At 72.8% G+C, this 20,292-nt stretch carries 21 protein-coding genes; 13 read left to right on the plus strand and 8 right to left on the minus strand.

The window, feature by feature from the left end:
* The first annotated feature begins 18 nt into the window (after window positions 1-18).
* The 4 genes from ACFWWU_RS27215 (at window position 19) to ACFWWU_RS27230 (ending at window position 1,911) form a co-directional block, all read left to right on the plus strand.
* Window positions 19-633, plus strand: coding sequence for an RNA polymerase sigma factor (locus ACFWWU_RS27215; protein WP_384148702.1), 615 nt, complete (start codon window positions 19-21; stop codon window positions 631-633).
* Complete coding sequence (locus ACFWWU_RS27220) at window positions 630-1,010, plus strand: hypothetical protein (RefSeq protein ID WP_384148704.1); 381 nt, start codon at window positions 630-632, stop codon at window positions 1,008-1,010. Before ACFWWU_RS27215 ends, ACFWWU_RS27220 begins: the two co-directional genes overlap by 4 nt.
* A gap of 297 nt (window positions 1,011-1,307) precedes the next feature.
* Entirely contained in the window at window positions 1,308-1,652 is a 345-nt protein-coding gene (locus tag ACFWWU_RS27225; RefSeq protein WP_384148706.1) for an ATP-binding protein, read from the plus strand.
* On the plus strand, window positions 1,642-1,911 hold the full coding sequence (locus tag ACFWWU_RS27230) for a hypothetical protein (protein WP_384148708.1): 270 nt from the start codon (window positions 1,642-1,644) through the stop codon (window positions 1,909-1,911). Before ACFWWU_RS27225 ends, ACFWWU_RS27230 begins: the two co-directional genes overlap by 11 nt.
* Window positions 1,912-1,923: 12 nt before the next feature.
* Here ACFWWU_RS27230 and ACFWWU_RS27235 read toward each other — a convergent pair whose 3' ends face one another.
* From ACFWWU_RS27235 to ACFWWU_RS27255, 5 genes are all read right to left on the minus strand, one after another.
* Complete coding sequence (locus tag ACFWWU_RS27235; protein ID WP_384148710.1) at window positions 1,924-2,775, minus strand: EamA family transporter; 852 nt, start codon at window positions 2,773-2,775, stop codon at window positions 1,924-1,926.
* Entirely contained in the window at window positions 2,772-3,266 is a 495-nt protein-coding gene (locus ACFWWU_RS27240) for a YbaK/EbsC family protein (protein WP_384148712.1), read from the minus strand. Before ACFWWU_RS27240 ends, ACFWWU_RS27235 begins: the two co-directional genes overlap by 4 nt.
* Before the next feature lie 73 nt (window positions 3,267-3,339).
* Window positions 3,340-4,980 (minus strand): penicillin-binding transpeptidase domain-containing protein, encoded by a 1,641-nt coding sequence (locus ACFWWU_RS27245; protein WP_384148714.1) that lies wholly within the window; start codon window positions 4,978-4,980, stop codon window positions 3,340-3,342.
* A gap of 116 nt (window positions 4,981-5,096) precedes the next feature.
* On the minus strand, window positions 5,097-5,408 hold the full coding sequence (locus ACFWWU_RS27250; protein WP_384148716.1) for a hypothetical protein: 312 nt from the start codon (window positions 5,406-5,408) through the stop codon (window positions 5,097-5,099).
* A 207-nt stretch (window positions 5,409-5,615) separates the two neighbouring features.
* Window positions 5,616-7,364, minus strand: a complete 1,749-nt coding sequence (locus ACFWWU_RS27255) for a dolichyl-phosphate-mannose--protein mannosyltransferase (protein ID WP_384148718.1) — start codon at window positions 7,362-7,364, stop codon at window positions 5,616-5,618.
* Window positions 7,365-7,416: 52 nt separating this feature from the next.
* Between ACFWWU_RS27255 and rsmI the strand changes: the two genes are divergently transcribed.
* From rsmI to ACFWWU_RS27285, 6 genes are all read left to right on the plus strand, one after another.
* On the plus strand, window positions 7,417-8,277 hold the full coding sequence (rsmI, locus tag ACFWWU_RS27260) for a 16S rRNA (cytidine(1402)-2'-O)-methyltransferase (protein ID WP_384148720.1): 861 nt from the start codon (window positions 7,417-7,419) through the stop codon (window positions 8,275-8,277).
* 175 nt (window positions 8,278-8,452) lie between these two features.
* Window positions 8,453-8,998, plus strand: coding sequence for a hypothetical protein (locus ACFWWU_RS27265; RefSeq protein WP_384148722.1), 546 nt, complete (start codon window positions 8,453-8,455; stop codon window positions 8,996-8,998).
* A 53-nt stretch (window positions 8,999-9,051) separates the two neighbouring features.
* Window positions 9,052-9,921 carry a TatD family hydrolase gene (locus tag ACFWWU_RS27270; RefSeq protein WP_384148724.1) on the plus strand — a complete coding sequence of 290 codons (870 nt, stop codon included), beginning with the start codon at window positions 9,052-9,054 and terminating at the stop codon, window positions 9,919-9,921.
* A 72-nt stretch (window positions 9,922-9,993) separates the two neighbouring features.
* On the plus strand, window positions 9,994-11,295 hold the full coding sequence (locus ACFWWU_RS27275) for a ubiquitin-like domain-containing protein (protein WP_384148726.1): 1,302 nt from the start codon (window positions 9,994-9,996) through the stop codon (window positions 11,293-11,295).
* A gap of 50 nt (window positions 11,296-11,345) precedes the next feature.
* Window positions 11,346-12,218 carry a 16S rRNA (adenine(1518)-N(6)/adenine(1519)-N(6))-dimethyltransferase RsmA gene (gene rsmA, locus ACFWWU_RS27280; protein WP_384148728.1) on the plus strand — a complete coding sequence of 291 codons (873 nt, stop codon included), beginning with the start codon at window positions 11,346-11,348 and terminating at the stop codon, window positions 12,216-12,218.
* On the plus strand, window positions 12,215-13,114 hold the full coding sequence (locus ACFWWU_RS27285; protein WP_384148730.1) for a 4-(cytidine 5'-diphospho)-2-C-methyl-D-erythritol kinase: 900 nt from the start codon (window positions 12,215-12,217) through the stop codon (window positions 13,112-13,114). The genes rsmA and ACFWWU_RS27285 overlap by 4 nt, the downstream gene beginning before the upstream one ends.
* Before the next feature lie 8 nt (window positions 13,115-13,122).
* On the opposite strand, the gene ACFWWU_RS27290 is transcribed toward ACFWWU_RS27285, so the two are convergent.
* Window positions 13,123-14,097: a hypothetical protein gene (locus ACFWWU_RS27290; protein ID WP_384148732.1), complete on the minus strand. Its 975-nt coding sequence runs from the start codon at window positions 14,095-14,097 to the stop codon at window positions 13,123-13,125.
* Window positions 14,098-14,298: 201 nt separating this feature from the next.
* Between ACFWWU_RS27290 and ACFWWU_RS27295 the strand changes: the two genes are divergently transcribed.
* The gene (locus ACFWWU_RS27295) at window positions 14,299-15,594 is read left to right on the plus strand and encodes an acyltransferase (protein WP_384148734.1); all 1,296 of its coding nucleotides are present in this window, start codon (window positions 14,299-14,301) and stop codon (window positions 15,592-15,594) included.
* An 8-nt stretch (window positions 15,595-15,602) separates the two neighbouring features.
* Here ACFWWU_RS27295 and ACFWWU_RS27300 read toward each other — a convergent pair whose 3' ends face one another.
* Both ACFWWU_RS27300 and ACFWWU_RS27305 read right to left on the minus strand, forming a co-directional pair.
* Window positions 15,603-15,995, minus strand: coding sequence for a hypothetical protein (locus tag ACFWWU_RS27300; protein WP_384148736.1), 393 nt, complete (start codon window positions 15,993-15,995; stop codon window positions 15,603-15,605).
* Window positions 15,992-16,279 (minus strand): hypothetical protein, encoded by a 288-nt coding sequence (locus ACFWWU_RS27305; protein ID WP_384148738.1) that lies wholly within the window; start codon window positions 16,277-16,279, stop codon window positions 15,992-15,994. Before ACFWWU_RS27305 ends, ACFWWU_RS27300 begins: the two co-directional genes overlap by 4 nt.
* A gap of 93 nt (window positions 16,280-16,372) precedes the next feature.
* Here ACFWWU_RS27305 and ACFWWU_RS27310 point away from each other — a divergent pair, with 93 nt between their 5' ends.
* Both ACFWWU_RS27310 and ACFWWU_RS27315 read left to right on the plus strand, forming a co-directional pair.
* Window positions 16,373-18,178, plus strand: coding sequence for an ABC-F family ATP-binding cassette domain-containing protein (locus ACFWWU_RS27310; protein ID WP_384148740.1), 1,806 nt, complete (start codon window positions 16,373-16,375; stop codon window positions 18,176-18,178).
* Window positions 18,179-18,314: 136 nt separating this feature from the next.
* The gene (locus ACFWWU_RS27315; protein WP_384148742.1) at window positions 18,315-20,288 is read left to right on the plus strand and encodes a hypothetical protein; all 1,974 of its coding nucleotides are present in this window, start codon (window positions 18,315-18,317) and stop codon (window positions 20,286-20,288) included.
* The last annotated feature ends 4 nt before the right edge of the window (window positions 20,289-20,292 follow it).

A 20,292-nucleotide genomic window follows, 5' to 3' on the forward strand; every position in this document is an offset into this window, starting at 1 on the left:
CAACGGATCGAGCGACACATGCAGTACGCGATGGCCGCGGCGCCGCCCTGGTGGTCCCGGCTGCTCGCCCGCCTGTCCGGCACGGAGGGCATGGCGGTGGTACGGGAACTCCGCCCGCGCGCGACGGGCACGCCGTACGACGAGCGGCCGCCCACCCTGACCGACCTGTACCGGGCACGCCGGCTCGACATGGTGAGACTGGCGCTCTTCCTCGTCGACGACCTGCACACCGCCGAGGACGTCGTCCAGGACGCGTTCGCGGCCGTGTGCAGGACGTACGGCACGTCGCTCGACGGCCTCCAGGACCCGGGGGCGTACCTGCACACGGCCGTGGTCAACGCGGCCCGCTCCGTACTGCGCCGCCGTCGCACGGCCCGCGGCTACACCCCGCCCCACCAGCCGGCGAGCGCCCCGGTGGACGAAGGCCTCCTCCTGGCGGAGGAACACCGCACGGTCCTCGACGCACTGGCCCGACTCACCGCCCGTCAGCGCGAGGTCCTGGTCCTGCGCTACTGGTCGGAACTGACCGAGGCGCAGATCGCCCAGACCCTCAACCTCTCCCGTGGCACGGTGAAGTCCACGGCGAGCAGGGCCCTGGACGCCCTGGAGAAGAACCTGGAGGCGTCCCGATGACCACCACCCCGCCCTCGACACCGCCCACACCCCCGCCCTCCGCCGAGGACCGCCACGCCGCGACGGAGACCCGCCTCCGCGCCGCCCTGACGGCCCGCGCGGCCCAGATCACCCACCGGGACCTCCGCCGCGAGGACCCCCCGAGTGGCCGCGCCTGGTCGGTCCGCGCCCTGCGCGGCCCCGGCCTCGCCGCACTGGCCGCGGCGGCCACGGTGGCGGCCGTCTGCCTCCTCTACCTGCTCCCGGGCAGGCCCTTGTCCCCGGCCCCGGTCCAGCCGGCCCGCTCCCCGGGCATCAGCGACCCGGCACCGCCCACACCGGCCCTGACGACCCCGTCGTCCGCCGGGACACCCAGAGTCGTGCGGCCCTCGGACTGACGGGGTCAGCCGGAGCCGGGGGAGCCGGTCTCCCCGGCGCCGGTCTGATGGTCGGCCCAGAAGCCGGGTTCCCCTCCTCCGAGGGGAGGACAGTCGACTCGTACGTCCCTACCTGGACGTACACGAGACCGCGCGGATCCAGCGACAGCGCCGCCGGGCCCTGTGGCTGGCCACCACGGCGTCGACGTCGGGTCGAGGTTCATCCACGGTGTGGAGGTGGCCTGATGGGAGCCGCACCTGACGAGACCGTCGTCCTGCGCTGGCGCCACACCGCCCGCAGCGTGCCGCTCGCCCGCCGTGAGCTGCGCCGGGCTCGCCCGGTGGGAGTGGGAGGCCGTCGAGGACGCCGCCTCGCTCGTGCTCTCCGAGCTGCTGGCGAACGCCGTCCGGCACGCGCACGTGCCCGGCCGCGAGGTCGAGACCCGCTTCGCTCAAGTGTCGGGCGCGAGACTGCGCATCGAGGTCCATGACGCCTCCGAACGGCGGCCGTTGATGGCGCTGCCCGACACGGGAGGCGACGGCGGATGGGGGCTCCCGCTCGTCGACGTACTCGCCGCCAAGTGGGGTGTCTGCGACCGCCTCGGGCCGGGAAAGCTGGTGTGGGCGGAGCTTGCCGTGGAGGGGGAGTCTGATGCGTCGTGAGGGAATCGCGGTCGGTCGGGTGGCCGGGCCGTACCACCGGGGGGCGCGGCGGCCGAAGCTCTGGGCGTTACGGGCCGACCGCTCCGGGAGCGGGCTGATCACCGAGGCCGAGTGCACCACCTGCCTGGACGGTTCCGGCGCGGCGGACGACGGTCGCGGGCCCGCCGTCTGGTGTCTGGCCCACGCCGAGGAGACCGGGCACACCGGCTTCCGCCGCATTCGGACGGACTTCTTCCGCGCCTCCTGCGACGGCCCTTGAGCCGAGGGCGGTTCAGCCCGCCTGGAGCATCAGGCCGATGCCGATGACCATCAGGCCCGCCGCCGCGATCCGCGGGCCGCCGAAGCGTTCCTTGAAGAAGAGCGCGCCGATCGCCGCGCCCACGATGATCGAGGACTCCCGGAGCGCCGCGATCGGGGCCAGCGGCGCCTTCGTCTGGGCCCACAGGACGAGCGCGTACGCCGAGATGGAGAGGACCGCGCCGAAGGCGCCCCGGGCCGCGTACGGGCGGAGTTGGGGGACGAGGGCCGCGCGGCGCCGCCACAGGGCGTACGCCGGGATCACGAGGCCCTGGAGGATCATCAGCCACGCGATGTAGCCGAGCGAGGTACCGGACGCGCGGACGCCGACACCGTCGACGACCGTGTAGAGGGCGATGGACAGACCCGTCGCGCCCGCCGCGAGCAGCGCCGGCCAGTGCGGGCGGGTGTCCTTGCCCCGGATGCCCCACAGCGCGAGGCCCGTCAGGCCCGCGCACGCCACCGCCACCCCGAGCAACTGCCAGCCGCCCGGCACCTCGTCGAGGAACACCGCCGCGAGGACGGTCACGACGAGCGGGGCCGTCCCGCGCGCGATCGGGTACATCTGCCCGAAGTCGCCCAGCGTGAACGAGCGCATGAGCAGGGCGTAGTAGCCGATGTGGAGGAGCGCCGAGGCGATCAGGTACGGCCAGGCGCCGGCCGCGGGGAGTGGCACGAAGACGGCCGTGACCATGCCGAGCAGCGCCCCGCCGCCGGAGATCAGCGTGAAGGAGAGCAGCTGGTCCTTGATGTGGTGCGCGATGGCGTTCCAGCTCGCGTGCGTGACGGCGGCGACGATCACCGCGAGGGTGACGAGCGGGGTCACGCCGAGGGCTCGCGGACGTCCACCAGGGTGGCGCCGGCGTGGGCGACCAGCGTCTTCGGGTCCAGCGCGAAGACGGTGTGCGGGGTGCCCGCCGCCGCCCACACCACGTCGTGGTCGAGGATGCCCCGGTCGGCGAGGACCCGGGTCCGGGTGCGGTGCCCGAAGGGCGGGACGCCCCCGATCGCGTACCCGGTGGTCTCCCGGACCACCTTCGCGTCGGCCCGGGTGACCTTCCCGGCGCACAGCTCCTGCCGTACCCGCTCGACGTCCACTCGCGAGGCGCCGTCCATCAGGACGAGGACCGGCACCCCGTCGGCGGCGAAGATCAGCGACTTCACGATCTCGGCGACCTCACAGCCGATGGCGTCGGCGGCCTGCTGAGCGGTGCGGGTCTCGTCCGGGAAGCGGCGGACCTCGACGTCGAGGCCCAACTCCTGGAGGGCGGCGGCGAACTGGGGATGCGCGGGGGAGGTCTCGTCAGCGGTGGTCATGGCCCGCACGCTAGCGGTAGCTGTACGGGCCATGCGACCGCGTTCCGAGGGTCGGTCGGCCGAAGCGGACCGGTCAGCCGGCCTTCAGGACCTGCGCGACCACCGGGCCCCCCGCGTCGCCGCCGTGGCCGCCCGACTGGACGACCGCCGCTGCGGCGAGGTCGCCGGAGTAGCCGGTGAACCAGCTGTTGGAGTCGTCCTGGTCGTCGACCTCGGCGGAGCCGGTCTTCGCGCCCTTGGGCGACGGGACACCGGCCATCGCGTCCGCCGCGGTGCCGCTCGTCGCCGCCGCCTTCATCATCAGGCGCAGCCCCCTGGCGACCTCGGGGGAGAGCGGCTCGGCCTTGGCGAACTCCCGGTCGCCGAGCTCCGCCGACACCAGGTACGGCTGGCGGAACCGGCCGTCCTTCGCGGTCGCGGAGAGCGAGGCGACGTTCAGGGCGCTCATCGTGATCCTGCCCTGGCCGATGTACGAGGCGGCCGTCTCGGGCCCCTCCGACTCGGGGACGCTGCCGTCGGCCACGGGGACGCCGACCTGCCAGTTGAGGCCGATGCCGAAGGACCGGCGGGCGGTCTCGCCGAGGGCGGTGTCCGCGATGCCCTTGTCGTCGAGGGGCTTGACCGGCTTGATGAACGTGGTGTTGCAGGAGAGCAGGAAGGCGTTGGTGAGGTCGCCGTTCGACGAGAAGCCCTTGAGGTTCTCGAAGGTGCGGCCCTTCCAGACGACGGTGGCAGGACACTGGACCGGGCTGCTCGGCTTCGCCAGACCCTGCTGCATCATCATCGCCGCCGTGACGATCTTCATCGTGGAACCGGGCGCCTGCTTGCCGAGGAAGGCCGTGTTGAACCCCCCGGCCGGGCTGTTGGCGACCGCCCGTATCGCGCCCGTGGACGGCTCTATCGCCGTCACCGCGGCCTTGCCGTACGCCTTGACCGCCTTCTCGGCCGCCGCCTGGACCTTCGGGTCGATGGTCGTCTTCAGCGTGCCCGCCTTGCCCTTCGACAGGACGAGGAGGGTGGAGTCGGGGACGGTCGCGCTGCCCGAGTCGATCCACGTCTCGACCCCGGTCTCACCGCCCACCTCCGCTCCGTACCGTGTGCGCAGCTCGTCGATGATCGGGCCGAGCGAGGGGTACTTCTCCGCCGTCAGCTCGTCGCCGTTCCGGTCGACGGCCTTCACGGAGGCCGTCTTCGCGACGCCCGTCCGCAGCGTGGCGTCGGCCGTGAGCAGCCTCGGGTGCAGCACGGACGGTGCCCACTTCACCAGCGGCCGGCCGGTGCTCTCCCCCCGGACGACGGTCAGTTCGGAGGCGTACGACCAGGGCTTCGACACGCCCTTGTACGTGATCGTGGCCTTCACGGTGAACGGCACCTTCGGCCCGACGGGCGCCCCGGGCGTGATCTCGGCCTCCGAGACGCTCGCGCCCTCCCGGTAGGCGGCCACGGCGGGCCCCGCCGTCACCGGGTCGTTCGTCAGCTGCCCGGCCTTCTCCGGCTCACCGGCGGCCCAGGCCGCGAGGAAGTCCCGCGCGGTCGTCGTCACCTCGTCGCCGGTGACGGGCCCGGTCTTCCGCCCCTCGTCGGAGGAACGGGCCCCCACGGACGAACCGCCGCCCGTGATCCCGTTGTAGAGGTTGAATCCTCCGTATCCGACACCGCCTGCCACGACGAGGAACACGCCCCCGACGATCGCGGTCTTGGCTCCGCTGCGCATGGCTGCGCTCCCCTCCCCAGGTGGCCGTCCAGTCAAGCAGCGTCCCTTCGGTGTGTCTAGCAACTACCGCCCCGTCCGTCACTTACCCGCGTGGGGTACCGCGGGGGGACGCCGCGTCAGCTCGTGGCCGAGGGTGGGCTCGTCGTTGTCGCCGTCGCCGATGACGACGTGGTTGCCGGAGGCGTGGGCGCGGGCTGCTCGTGCTGCCCGTGGCCGCAGCCGGCGTCGTGCTGGTGCAGTTCCTGGGCCCAGGGGTGGCCGGCCTGGCGGAGCAGTTGGATGGCCGCCGCGTTGCCCGCGCCGGGCCGCGGCCCGGCCGGTCCCGGTGGTGAGGAGGACTCCGCCTCCCGGCGCGCCGCCCCTTGGCCGGCCGGTGTCCGGTCCGGCTCTCCGCCGTTGCTGGTTCCGCCGTCGCTCGGGGTCCGCACGGGTACCTCACTCCTGGTCGCTCCTGGGCTTCCTGGATACACGGAGGCGAGGCGCCGGCCCGCGGCGCACGGGGCAGAGGCGGGGGCAGAACCGGGGGACCGATCGGGCAGCCTCGTACGGCGGCGACGCGGGCGGCCCCGGACATGCGGGAGGGGCGCGACCGGACCGGTCGCGCCCCTCCCGCATGCTTGCGTGCCGTTACGCGGCTAGATCCACGTGTCGAGCCACATCCGGCCCCGCCATTGGTCTATCGGAATCGGCGTGCCCGTGTAGATCGGCCAGAAATAGATGAAGTTCCAGACGATCAGCAGCACCAGACATCCGGCCGCCACCGCGCCGAATGTGCGGCGCCTTTCCGAGGAGCCGCGCGGGCCGATGATCGCGCCCAGCATCATGGCCACCGCCAGACACAGGAAAGGCACGAAGACGACCGCGTAGAAAAGGAAGATCGTACGTTCCTGGTAGAGGAACCAGGGGACCCAGCCCGCCGCGATGGCGCAGGCGATCGCGCCCGCGCGCCAGTCGCGGCGGAAGGCCCAGCGCCACAGGACGTACAGGATGGCGAAGCAGGCGGCCCACCACAGGAGCGGGGTGCCGAGGGCCAGGACCTCCTGGGCGCACTTCCCCTTGGCGGTGGCCGGGCAGCCGCCGGTGCCGGGGGCCGGGGACTCGTAGAAGTACGAGACGGGGCGGCCGAGGACGATCCAGGACCAGGGGTTCGACTCGTAGGTGTGCGGCGAGGTCAGGCCCACGTGGAACGAGTAGACCTCGGACTCGTAGTGCCAGAGGCTGCGCAGCCACTCCGGCAGCCAGCCCCAGAAGCTGTCCCCGCCGCCCGGGAGCTTGTCCTGGTCGGCGGCCCAGTGCCGGAAGTACCCCTTGTCGGAGACGATCCAGCCGGTCCAGGTCACCAGGTACGTGGCGATCGCCACCGGCACCACCGACACGAACGCCGGGACCAGGTCCTTCTTGATCACCGAGAGGTACGGGCGGACGGCGCCGCCCGTGCGGCGGCCCGCCACGTCCCACAGGACCGTCATCAGGCCGAACGCCACCATGACGTACAGGCCGTTCCACTTGGTCGCCGCCGCGAGGCCCAGCATCACGCCGGCCGCGATCCGCCACGGCCGCCACCCCATGCGCAGGGTCTCCGCGATCTCCCCGTCGGGCCGCAGCACCCCCTCCTCGTCCTCGGGGAGCGCCGCCGCGAGCCGTTTCCGGTTGCGGTCGCGGTCGACGACGAGGCAGCCGAAGGAGGCGAGCACGAAGAACATCAGCACCTGGTCGAGGAGCGCCGTGCGGCTCATCACGAAGTGCAGTCCGTCGACGGCGAGCAGCAGGCCCGCCAGACAGCCGAGGAACGTCGAGCGGAAGAGCCGCCGGCCGATCCGGCACAGCAGCAGCACCGACAGCGTGCCGAGCAGCGCCACCATGAAGCGCCAGCCGAAGGGCTCGAAGCCGAAGATCCTCTCGCCGAGGCCGATGACCCACTTGCCCATCGGGGGATGGACGACGTAGCCGGGGTCGGTCGGGACGAGCACCGCGCCCGGGTCGTTCAGGATCGTCTTGTCGATGTCCTTCGGCCAGGCCCCCTCGTACCCCTGGTTGATCAGGGCCCAGGAGTCCTTGGCGTAGTACGTCTCGTCGAATATCACCGCGTGCGGCTTGCCCAGGTTCCAGAACCTCAGCAGGCCCGCGACCGCCGTGACCAGGAGCGGACCGCCCCAGGCCATCAGCCGCCACAGCCGATCGGCCCGGACGGGGCCGATGCCGAGGAGCGACCACACGCGCGCCGAAGGACGGGCGTACGGGGGGTCGAGCCGCTCCCGCAGCCCGATGGGAGCGGGGTTCTCGGCGCGGGGCGCGTAGCCGAAGCGCCGCAGCCTCTGCTGCCACGAAGAGGGCTCTGCCACGGCGTGCCGGCCCTCCAGGGTCTCGGGTGCGGTACTGGTCACCGCGCCATCGTAGGGAACGCGCCTGTGCGCGTCGCCTGTCCGGGCTGGGAGGATGTCCCTTGTGACAGGAACGCTGGTACTCGCAGGGACCCCCATCGGTGACATCGCGGACGCTCCGCCCCGACTCGCCACCGAACTGGAGAACGCGGACATCGTGGCCGCCGAGGACACCCGGAGGCTGCGCGGCCTGACCCGGGCCCTCGGCATCCACACCTCGGGACGGGTCGTCTCGTACTTCGAGGGCAACGAGTCCGCCCGTACGCCCGAGCTGGTCGAGGCGCTCGTGGGCGGCGCCCGTGTGCTGCTCGTCACCGACGCGGGCATGCCGTCCGTCTCGGACCCCGGCTACCGCCTGGTCGCGGCCGCCGTCGAGCAGGACATCAAGGTCACGGCCGTCCCCGGCCCGTCCGCCGTGCTCACCGCGCTCGCCCTCTCCGGGCTGCCCGTGGACCGGTTCTGCTTCGAGGGCTTCCTGCCGCGCAAGGCGGGAGAGCGGCTCGGAAAGCTCCGCGAGGTCGCCGACGAGCGCCGCACCCTCGTCTACTTCGAGGCCCCGCACCGGCTCGACGACACGCTCGCCGCGATGGCCGAGGTCTTCGGCGCCGAGCGCCGCGCCGCCGTCTGCCGCGAGCTGACCAAGACGTACGAGGAGGTCAAGCGCGGCCCGCTCGCCGAGCTCGCGGCCTGGGCCGCCGAGGGCGTACGGGGCGAGATCACCGTCGTCGTCGAGGGCGCCCCGGAGACCGGGCCCGGCGAGCTCGACGCCGCCGAGCTGGTGCGCAGGGTGCAGGTGCGCGAGGAGGCGGGGGAGCGGCGCAAGGAGGCGATCGTCGCCGTCGCGGCCGAGGCGGGGCTGCCCAAGCGCGAGGTGTTCGATGCGGTCGTGGCGGCAAAGAACGCGGCAAAGGCCTGACTGGAAGGGTCCTCGTAAACGTAAAGGACTAATCTGAAAGGCAAAGCCGAACCCGGCGCCGGGACTCTTCGCAGGGCGCTTGGCAAGGGAAGAGCCAAAAGCCTTCCATGGTTCGTCTCCTGCTGATGCGCTCCGGCCCGAAAAGGCGTCCACTGATCAGTGGAGAGGAGCTGGCATGAGCGAGATCACCGGCACCGGCATATCCGTCGCCCATGAGGCGTACGCCTTCGCCTGCATGCGCTGTGGATACGGCTGGGAGCAGGCGTACGACATCGAGCACCACGTCGACGCCGCCGGCCAGGAATTCGTCGTCTACAAGGCCGACGGGGAGCGGGTCCCTTCCCCGCTGTCCAGCCCCACCTGCATGAACTGCGGCGGTCACGTCGTCCGGATCATGCGCGCGGGGCAGGTGTCGTCGGTGCTCGACCTGATCGCCGCGACGGAGAAGCACCAGCACGGGGCGAAGGCGACCAAGCCCGTCTCGATGGCCGGGCCGATCGGACAGGAACTGACCGTGGACCCCGGGGACGCCATGGCCACCGCGGGCACCTCGGCCGCGTCGGCCACCGCGGGCACCTCGGCCGCGTCGGGTACCTCGGGCACCCCGGCCGCGTCGGGTACCCCGGACATCGCGGGACCGGAGACACCGCCGGTGCCGCACCACTGGCATCTCTCCGACCTCCTGCATCCCTTCCGTAACCGCGAAAACCGCGAAGGGTAAGCGCGGGGGTGACCCCGCGCGCCGGCGCTCGTGGCCCTCGTACGATCGGGGCCATGAGTGCCAAGGACTCCCCGCCGCCACTGCCCGAACCCCTGCTCGTGGAGGTCGCGGACTCGCACACCCACCTGGACATGCAGTCCGGGACCGTCGAGGAGGCCCTGGTCAAGGCCGCCGCCGTCGGCGTGACCACGGTCGTCCAGGTCGGCTGCGACGTGAAGGGCTCGCAGTGGGCCGCCGAGACCGCCGCCGCCCACACGAACGTCCACGCGGCCGTCGCCCTGCATCCGAACGAGGCCCCGCGGATCGTGCTCGGCGACCCCGACGGCTGGTCGCGTCAGGGTGCCCGCCCCGGCGGCGGGGACGCCGCCCTCGACGACGCGCTCGCCGAGATCGACCGGCTCGCCGCCCTGCCGCACGTCCTCGGGGTCGGCGAGACCGGCCTCGACTTCTTCCGTACGGGCCCCGAGGGCATGGCCGCGCAGGAGCGTTCCTTCCGCGCCCACATCGAGATCGCCAAGCGGCACGGCAAGGCGCTCGTCATCCACGACCGCGAGGCGCACGCCGACGTGCTGCGCGTTCTCGACGAGGAGGGCGCCCCCGAGCGGACCGTCTTCCACTGCTACTCCGGCGACGCCGCCATGGCCGAGATCTGCGCCGCCAAGGGCTACTACATGTCCTTCGCCGGCAACGTCACCTTCAAGAACGCCCAGCCGCTGCGGGACGCCCTCGCCGTCGCCCCGCTGGAGCTCGTCCTCGTCGAGACCGACGCGCCCTTCCTCACTCCGGGGCCCTACCGGGGCCGCCCCAACGCCCCGTACCTCATCCCGGTCACCGTCCGGGCGATGGCGGCCGTGCGCGGGATCGGGGAGAACGACCTCGCCGAGGCGATCGCCGTGAACACGGCCCGCGCCTTCGATTACTGATCCATAACGGTTACGTGTCGTAGTCGGAGAGTTCGGGAGAGTGACCGCGGCCGGGGCTAATGTCCCGGCCTCGTGAGTACTTCCCAGGGCAGTCACCGAGCCGGACGGCGAGCGGCGACCCTGCCCGTCCACGAGCAGCCGACCCAAGCCGCGCCGCTCGTCGCCCCCGACGGCCTGGAAACGAAGGCCCCCGGCGTCGTCCCCGGCGTGTTCCCCGGCCAGGTGGGCTCCCGTGCCGGATCCCGGCGCGCCGCCCGCCGCCGCAAGGCCTCCGGCTCCCCCGGGGACGGCCTGCGGCGGCTCGTCCCGCAGGCCCTCGTCGTCGCCTTCCTCGCCGGCGGCACCAGCGCCTTCGTCGCCAACGACAAGGCGGTCCGGCTCTCCGTCGACGGCGTCCCGCGCAGCCTCCACACCTTCGCCGACGACGTCGACGAACTCCTCGCCCACGAGGGCCTGACCGTCGGCCCCCACGACATCGTCGCCCCCGCCCCCGGCGAGGCCCTCGCCAACGGCGACGAGATCGTCGTCCGGTACGGGCGGCCGGTCGCCCTCACCCTCGACGGGCGGCGCCACACGATCTGGACCACCGCCAGGACCGTCGAGGGGGCGCTGCGCCAGCTCGGGGTCCGCGCGGAGGGCGCGTACCTCTCGGTCTCCCGCGCGGCCCCGATCACCCGCCAGGGCCTCGCCCTCGACGTCCGCACCGAGCGGACGGTCACCTTCCTCGCCGACGGTCGCGAGCGCGTCGTCCGCACCAACGCCGCCACCATCCGCGAGGCCCTCGCCGAGGCCGGGATCACCCTCTCCGGCCAGGACACCGCCTCCGTCGCGGCCGGCTCCTACCCCCGCGACGGCCAGACGGTCACCGTGCTGCGCATCACCGGCTCCCGGCAGGTCCGGGAGGAGGTGATCCCGTACGCCGTCGAGAGGGTCCGCGACCCCGAGCTCTTCGCGGGCACCGAGGTCGTCGAACGCCAGGGCGTCGCGGGCGTCCGCCGCGTCACGTACGCCCTGCGCACGGTCAACGGCGTCCGGCAGAAGCCCCGCAGGACCGGCGAGGAGATCGTCCGCGAACCCGTCAGCCGCAAGGTGCGGATCGGCACCCGGGCCCTGCCCACCTCCGTCGCCGGCGCCGACGGCCTCGACTGGGGAGCCCTCGCCGCCTGCGAGTCCGGCGGCCGCCCGAACGCCGTCGACCCCTCGGGGACGTACGGCGGGCTCTACCAGTTCGACCCCGGCACCTGGCGCTCCCTCGGCGGCAAGGGCACCGCCCAGAACGCGCCCGCGGCCGAGCAGACGTTCCGGGCCAAGAAGCTCTACGTGCAGCGGGGGGCGAGTCCGTGGCCCCATTGCGGCAGGCGGCTGCACGGGTGAGACGGGGTGAGTCGTAGGGCCGCCCCGCCGGTGCCCCGTAGGCTGTACCGGTGAGCACCACCACCGGCCCCGAAAGCCCCGACGCCCTCCTCGGCCCCGCCGACATCCGTGAGCTGGCCGCCGCCCTCGGCGTGCGCCCCACGAAGCAGAAGGGCCAGAACTTCGTCATCGACGCGAACACCGTCCGGCGGATCGTCCGCACGGCCGAGGTGCGGCCCGACGACGTCGTCGTGGAGGTGGGGCCCGGACTCGGCTCCCTCACCCTGGCCCTCCTGGAGGCCGCGGACCGGGTGACGGCCGTCGAGATCGACGACGTGCTCGCCGCCGCGCTGCCCGCGACGATCACCGCCCGCATGCCCGCGCGCGCCGACCGCTTCGCGCTCGTCCACTCCGACGCCATGCAGGTGCAGGAGCTCCCGGGCCCGCCGCCGACCGCGCTCGTCGCCAACCTGCCGTACAACGTCGCCGTGCCGGTCCTGCTCCACATGCTGGAGCGGTTCCCGACCATCGAGCGGACCCTCGTCATGGTCCAGGCCGAGGTCGCCGACCGGCTCGCCGCCAAGCCCGGCAACAAGGTCTACGGCGTCCCGTCGGTCAAGGCGAACTGGTACGCGCAGGTCAAGCGGGCCGGCTCCATCGGCCGCAACGTCTTCTGGCCCGCGCCGAACGTCGACTCGGGCCTCGTCTCCCTCGTCCGCCGCACCGAGCCGCTCGCGACCACCGCCTCCCGCAAGGAGGTCTTCGCGGTCGTCGACGCGGCCTTCGCGCAGCGCCGCAAGACCCTGCGCGCGGCCCTCGCGACCTGGGCGGGCTCGCCCGCCGCGGCGGAGGAGGCCCTGGTCAAGGCCGGGATCTCGCCGCAGGCGCGCGGCGAGGCGCTGACGGTCGAGGAGTTCGCGAGGATCGCGGAGGCGAAGCAGTGACGGTGACCGTACGGGTCCCCGCCAAGGTCAACGTCCAGCTGGCCGTCGGCGCGGCCCGCCCCGACGGCTTCCACGACCTGGCCAACGTCTTCCTCGCCGTCTCCCTGTACGACCAGGTGACCGCCACCCCGACCGCCGAGCTGACGATCACCTGCGACGGCCCGGACGCCGACAAGGTGCCGCTGGACCGCACGAACCTCGCCGCGCGCGCCGCCGAACTGCTCGCCGCCCGGCACGGCATCTCCCCGGACGTGCACCTGCACATCGCCAAGGACATCCCCGTCGCCGGCGGGATGGCCGGCGGCAGCGCGGACGGCGCGGGCGCGCTGCTCGCCTGCGATGCGCTGTGGGGCCTGAACACCCCGCGCGCCGAGCTCCTGGAGATCTGCGCCGAACTCGGCTCCGACGTGCCGTTCAGTCTCGTCGGCGGGGCGGCGCTCGGCACCGGCCGCGGCGAGAAGCTCACGGAGCTGCCGGTCGGCGGGGCCTTCCACTGGGTGTTCGCCGTCGCCGACGGCGGGCTCTCGACCCCGGCGGTGTACGGCGAGTTCGACCGCCTCACCGAGGGCGTCGACGTCCCCGCCCCGGCCGCGTCCCCCGTCCTCCTGGACGCCCTCCGCACCGGCGACACCACCGCCCTCGCGGGCGCCCTCGCCAACGACCTCCAGGCGGCGGCGCTCTCCCTGCGCCCGTCGCTCGCGGCGACCCTGACGGCCGGCACGGACGCGGGCGCGCTGGCCGCGCTGGTCTCCGGCTCGGGCCCGACGACGGCGTTCCTGGTGAAGGACGCGGAGGCGGCCGCGACCGTCGCCGCCGCCCTGATCGCCTCGGGCACCTGCCGGTCGGCCCGCCCGGCGACCTCCCCGGCCCCGGGCGCGACCGTCCTGCCGGCCTGACGCCGTCCTCAGTGCTTGTTCTTGGAGATCCGGGCCAGGAGCAGGTTCGGGTCCGGGTCCTCGGTGTTGAAGAAGGCCGCGCTGTTCACGTAGACGGTCTTGGCGCGCACCGCCACTGAGGTCGGGTTGTCGAGGCCGTCCGCCCCGGTGAGCACGGTCTTGTGGGTGCCGTCGGGCCGTACGAGCTCCAGCTTGTGGTCCATGTGCAGCGCGGCGAGGACCGTGTCACCGTGTCCGGTGAAGGCGAAGTCGTCGATGAAATCGAGCCCGGTCGCCCGGGTCTCGATCGGGCCGGCGGCGTGGTCGGGACCGGGACCGATCGGGATGCGCAGCAGGGTCGCCCGGGCGGTGTTGGACACCCAGACGGCACCGTGGTGGACCTTGAGGCCGTTGGAGCCGAAGGGGATCTGCTCGGTGGGTTCGAGTGCGGCCCCGGTGGCCCAGACCGTGGGCGTGCCGCCGGTGACCGGGAGGCTCCACACCCTGCCGAGCTGCGAGTCGGCGGTGTAGAGGGTGCCGCACTTCTCGTCGAGGGCGAGCCCGTTGGGGAAGGCGTCCGCCGGGAAGAACCCGATCTGCTCCGGCTCGCCACCGCCGGGTGCGATGCGCCAGATGCCGGTCTCCTCCGTGCCGGTGGCGTAGGTGACGTACAGGGTGCCGTCGTGGGCGCGGGCGATGCCCAGGGCGACGGCCCCGCCGACGGGCGTCTGCGCGTCCGGCACGTCGGGCAGGGTGGCGAGGATGGTCGTGTCGCCGTCCTTGGTGACGCGGGCGACCTGATGGGCGAAGGCGAAGGTGATGTCGGCGGAGCCATCGGGTTCGAGGGCGATGTTCTCCGCGTTCTGTCCGGCGGCGAAGTCGAAGTGGGCGACGACGCGGGGGTCGGACACGGTCGGGTCGCCGCCCGCCGCGGGACCCGCCGCGATCAGGGCGAGGGCGGCGGTGGCGGTGGCGACGGCGACCAGTCGTGGGTGTCTCGGCACGTGCTTCTCCTCGGGTGGGGGTGTGAGAAGAACATGACGGTCCGTCGGTCCGAGGCGCGGGTCGCCAGGCCGGGGGGTCGCCCGCGCGGTCGACGGCAAGGGGCCGGTTGGCACTGCGCCCGGCGCCGGTGCCCGTACTCAGCGGCCGGTTGAGTATCCGCGCCCTGTCGGCCACCGGCCCCCGCGCGGGACCGTACGAGCATGGGAATCAGCGCTCGTGAACTCGCCGCCGCGACACCCGCGACCCGGGACCGGTACGTCGACCTGCTGCGGGTCGCCTCGCTCGCCGTCGTCGTCCTCGGACACTGGCTCATGGCGGCCGTCACCGAGGACGGGCAGATCGGGAATCTGCTCGCCGTCGTCCCCGAGCTCCAGCTCGTGACCTGGGTCTTCCAGGTCATGCCGGTGTTCTTCTTCGTCGGCGGCTTCTCGCACGCCCTCGCCCACCGTTCCCGTCCCGCGTACGCGTCGTTCCTGCGGGCCCGGCTCCAGCGGCTGCTGCGGCCGACGATGGTCTTCGTCGCGGTGTGGGGCGCCGCCGCGCTCGTCCTCCAACTGGCCGGGGCCGACGGCGGGCTCACCGGGGTCGCGCTGCGGCTTGTCACCCAGCCGCTGTGGTTCATCGGGATCTATCTCGCGATGGTCGCCTTCACCCCGCCGCTGCTGCGGCTGCACGAGCGGTGGGGCTGGGGCGCGTTCGCCGCGCTCGCGGGCGGGGCGGTCGCGGTGGACGTGCTGCGGTTCGCCGCCGGGGTGCCGTTCGTCGAGTTCCTGAACTTCGCGTTCGTGTGGCTGGCGGTCCACCAGCTCGGCTTCCTGCGCGCCGACGGCATGATCCGCCGCCCGGCGCTGCTCGCCGGCGCCGGGCTCCTCGGCGCGACCGCGCTCGTGGCCGTCGGCCCGTATCCGCTCTCGATGGTGGGAATGCCCGGCGAGAAGGTCTCGAACATGGCGCCGCCGACCCTCGCCCTGCTCTGCCACGGCCTGTGGCTGGTCGGCGCGGTCGAGCTGCTGCGGGGGCCGGGGGCGCGGTTCGTCGCGCGGGCCGGGGTGTGGCGGGCGGTGGTCGCCGCCAACGGGATCGCGATGACCGCGTTCCTCTGGCACCTGACGGCGATGCTCGGGGTGTACGGGGCGATGCTCGGGTTCGGCGTCACGCTGCCCGAGCCGGCGTCCGGCGCCTGGTGGGCGCAGGTGCCGCTGCGGATGGGGGTGGCGGTCGTCCTCACCGCCGGGCTCGTCGCCGTGTTCCGCCGCTTCGAGGCCCCGGTCCCGGCCGCGCCGGCGACCGGTGAGGGCGGCCCCGTCGCGGCCCTCGGCATCACCCTGGCCCTGCTGGGCGTGCTCGGCCTCTCGATGACGGGCTTCGCGGGGCTGCTGACCGGCCACTCGGCGACCCTGATCGCCGTCCCGGTTACGGCCCCGGCCGCCGTCGGCCTCGCCCTCGCGGGCTGGCTGCTGGTGGAGCGGGCGGGGCGGCGCGGGGAGGACGGTTGACGGTGGAGTCAGTCGTCGAGACGCTCGTCGTCGATGTTCACGGTCACGGTGCCCGGGGGATAGAGATCCTCCCGGGCCGTCAGGATCAGGTCCATGGTGGGACGCTGCGGTGCGGGCAGCGCCGTGTAGAGGGCGTGGCAGACGTCGGGTCCGCCGAAGCCGCCGCGCACCATCCGCGCGACGGTCACGGACGCCACCATGTCGAGAGGGACGACGTCGATGCCGGGGAGCGCCAGGGCCGCGTCACCCGCACCTTCGTCCTCCGTCTCGGCCTGGAGAAGGCACAGGGCAGGCACCTGGAGGTGTCGGAACGGCGATGCCGCCGCGTTGTCGGCGACGCGCTGGAGCTTGCGATGGCCGCGGGCGAGGGCGAGCACCGCGGAGGTGTCGAGAATGATCACGCCGCCGCGTCTCCCAGGGCACGGCGGGCGTTCTCGGCGGCGATCTCGTAGACCTTGTCGAGGGCGTTCGGCGTCGCGTCGAACTCTTCGTCGGTGAGCGTGGAGTGCATGCGCTCGCGCATGATCCGCCGGCTCTCGGCAACCTTCTCCCGCGCCTGCGCGGCCGTGAGCTGGGACGCGGCCAGTTCGGTGACCAGCGCTCCTATCGTGGTGCCCCGCTCGCGGGCCAGCGAGGCGAGGTGGTCGCGGGTGGTGTCCGGCACCTTGATGGTGGAGTCAGCCATGCGGCCACGGTACACCGCTGGTGTACCGGAGGTGTACTCGCGGCGGCAACGTACCCTGGGACGTCGATCGATCCCCGTACAGGAAGAGTCAACGTGGCCGTCAACCTGGTCAATGTCGAGTCCGTCAGCAAGGTGTACGGCACCCGTGCCCTGCTCGACGGGGTCTCGCTCGGCGTCTCCGAAGGGGAGCGGATCGGGGTCGTCGGGCGCAACGGCGACGGCAAGACCACCCTCATCCGGATGCTCGCCAAGCTGGAGGAGGCCGACACCGGCCGCGTCACGCACAGCGGCGGGCTGCGGCTCGGCGTGCTCACGCAGCACGACTCGCTCGACCCGAAGGCCACCATCCGGCACGAGGTCATCGGCGTCATGGCCGACCACGAGTGGGCCGGCAGCGCCAAGATCCGCGACGTGCTCACCGGGCTCTTCGGCGGGCTCGACCTGGCCGGCTTCGAGCAGGGCCTCGACACCGTCATCGGCCCGCTCTCCGGTGGCGAGCGGCGCCGGATCGCGCTCGCCAAGCTCCTCATCGACGACCAGGACCTGCTCGTCCTCGACGAGCCCACCAACCACCTCGACGTCGAGGGCATCGCCTGGCTCGCCAATCACCTCCAGGAGCGCCGCTCGGCGCTCGTCTGCGTCACCCACGACCGCTGGTTCCTCGACCAGGTCTGCACCCGCATGTGGGACGTGCAGCGCGGTGACGTGCACGAGTACGAGGGCGGCTACTCCGACTACGTCTTCGCCCGCGCCGAGCGCGAGCGCATCGCGGCCACGGAGGAGACGAAGCGGCAGAACCTGATGCGCAAGGAGTTGGCCTGGCTGCGGCGCGGCGCCCCCGCCCGTACGTCCAAGCCCCGCTACCGCATCGAGGCCGCGAACGAGCTCATCGCCGACGTGCCGCCGCCGCGCGACACCAGCGAGCTGATGAAGTTCGCCAACGCCCGCCTCGGCAAGACGGTCTTCGACCTGGAGGACGTGACCGTCACCGCCGGTCCCAAGACGCTGCTCCAGCACCTCACCTGGCAGCTGGGCCCCGGCGACCGCATCGGTCTCGTCGGCGTCAACGGCGCGGGCAAGACCTCACTCCTGCGCGCGCTCGCCGACGCCGCCGTCTCCGGCGGCGAGCAGCAGCCCGCCGCGGGCAAGGTCGCCGTCGGCAAGACCGTCCGCCTCGCCTACCTCTCGCAGGACGTCACCGAACTCCCCGGCACGCTGCGCGTCCTGGAGGCCGTCCAGCAGATCCGCGACCGCGTCGACCTCGGCAAGGGCCGCGAGATGACGGCCGGCCAGCTCTGCGAGCAGTTCGGCTTCACCAAGGAGAAGCAGTGGACGCCGGTCGGCGACCTCTCCGGCGGTGAGCGCCGCCGCCTCCAGCTGCTGCGCCTGCTGATGGACGAGCCCAACGTCCTCTTCCTCGACGAGCCCACCAACGACCTCGACATCGAGACCCTGACGCAGCTGGAGGACCTCCTCGACGGCTGGCCGGGCTCCATGGTCGTCATCTCCCACGACCGGTTCTTCATCGAGCGCACCACCGACAAGACGCTCGCGCTGCTCGGCGACCAGACCCTGCGGATGCTGCCGCGCGGCATCGACGAGTACCTGGAGCGCCGCCGGAAGATGATCGAGGCGGCCGTCCCGACGCCCGCCGCCGCGGCCGCGCCGCAGAAGGCCGGCGTCTCCGCGGCCGACGCGCGCGCCGCGAAGAAGGAGCTCCAGAAGGTCGAGCGACAGCTCGACAAGGTCTCCCAGAAGGAGGCGAAGCTGCACGCGCAGATCGCCGACAACGCCACCGATTTCGAGAAGGTGGCGAAGCTCGACGCGGAGCTCCGGGAACTCGTCGGGGAGCGCGAGGAGTTGGAGATGCGCTGGCTCGAACTGGCCGAGGACGCGTAACCGGTCGCGTGACGGCACGCATAACAAGGGCATCACGGGCCGGTCCTCCCTTGGGTACAAGGGGCGGACCGGTCGCTTTTGCGCCGGCGCGTGAGTGGTAGAAAGAAAACCCGCTCACGTCAAGGGGGAACCGCTGATGACCCAGCCGCCCAGCAACCAGCCGCCGGGGGGCTTCGGAGCCCCTCAGGACCCGAGCCAGGTCCCGGGCCAGGGCATGCCGCCCGCCCCGCCGCAGGCACCGCCGGTGCCGCCGCAGGCCCCGCAGGCCGGCGCGCCCGGTCAGCCGGCCCAGCCCGGTCCGTACGGCCAGCCGCAGCAGCCGCCGCAGCAGCCCGGATACGGATATCCGCTGGGGGCACCTCCCGGGCCGCAGGGCCCAGGGGGACAGCCCGGCCAGCCGGCCCAGCCCGGCCCGTACGGGCAGCCGACGCCGCCGCCCTACGGCTACCCGCTGGGGGCACCTACCGGGCCGCAGGGCCCGGGGGGACAGCAGCCGGGCCCGTACGGCCAGCAGCCGCAGCAGCCCGGTCCGTACGGCCAGCAGCCGCAGCAGCCGGGCCCGTACGGCCAGCAGCCCGGCCCGTACGGCGGCGGCGGTTACCCCACGCAGCCCATGTACCCGGGCGCCCCCACCCCGCCGCCCGCCTCCGGCGGTGGCCTCAAGGGCCGGACCGGTGTCGTCGCGGCCGTGGCCGCCGGAGCCGTCCTGATCGCCGCCGTCACGACCTGGGCGGTCGTCGGCGGCGGGGACGACGAGAAGGACCCGATCGCCGGGCCGACCGCGACCGCGAGCGCCTCCACCTCGGCCACCGGAGCCCCCAAGCCGACCGAGTCGGTGGACCAGGGCGACGGTTCGGGCGACGGCCGGGGCGGTGACGACGACCTCAACGCCGGCCGCAAGCCCGGCGAGGCGAAGGTGAACTGGCTGCTGAAGAACAACGTCGACCTGCCGCGCAACGGCGCCGACGTCATGGGCCCGTGGATCGTCGGCGACGTCGTCGTCAAGGCGATGTACAAGAGCATCGACGGCTACAGCCTGAGCGACGGCTCCCTGAAGTGGCACGTCGACGTGCCGTTCGAGCTGTGCGCGGCCCCGCCGCAGCCCTCCACCGGCGGCTTCATGGTCTTCGGGCACAACGACAGCGCCAAGGACGGCGCCAAGTGCCTCGGGCTCCAGCAGGTGAACCTCAAGACCGGCAAGGTGGGCTGGAAGAAGTCCGTCCCCAAGGCGACCGGGCTCTTCGCCTTCTCCGACAACACCCTGTCCATCAGCGGCAACACCGTCACGGCGGCCGGCTCCAGCACCGCCTACGGCTTCTCCCTCACCGACGGGAAGCAGCTCTTCAAGGGCGCCACCACCGGCTGCAAGCCCTTCGCCTACGCGGGCGGCAGCAAGCTGATCGCCGCCATGGACTGCCCCTCGGGCAGCACGACCAAGAAGATCCAGGCGGTCGGCGAGGTCAACCCCGCCACCGGCAAGCCCAAGTACACCTTCCAGCTGGAGGCGAACTGGGAGGTCGACAAGGTCTACTCGGTCGACCCGCTGGTCGTCTCCGCCACCCAGCGCGAGCAGAAGAAGTGGACCATCTTCGCGCTCGACGCCAAGGGCAAGCTCCGCTCGCAGATCCAGGGCGGCAAGGACAAGTTCGCCCCGTCCTGCGGCGGCAGCTTCGTCGTCTTCGGCAAGAACCTCCAGGGCTGCACCGGTGTCGCCGCCGACGCGAACACCTTCTACATGGCCACCGAGACCTCGTACGGCAAGTCCAACGAGGTCGTGGCCTTCGACCTGAAGACCGGGAAGCCCAAGTGGCGTTCCAAGGCGCCGGACGAGCAGCAGATGATCCCGCTGCGCATGGACGGCGGCCAGGTCCTGGTCTACGTCGACCCGTCGTACGACAAGGGCGGCGCCGTCGCGACCATCGCCCCGACCGGCGGTGCGCCGAAGATCGTGCTCCAGCACCCGGCCTCGACGTCCGAGGTCGAGAACAGCTTCTACGACCCGGGGTTCGCCTACGGCAGCGGCACCTTCGTCGTGACGAGCGGACGTGTCTCCGCGTCGAACGACAAGGAAGAGAAGCAGGTCAAGACGATGATGGCGTTCAGCAAGTGAGGGA

Origin of the sequence: Streptomyces sp. NPDC058650 (assembly GCF_042717315.1) — a bacterium.
In the GTDB taxonomy this organism is placed as follows: domain Bacteria; phylum Actinomycetota; class Actinomycetes; order Streptomycetales; family Streptomycetaceae; genus Streptomyces.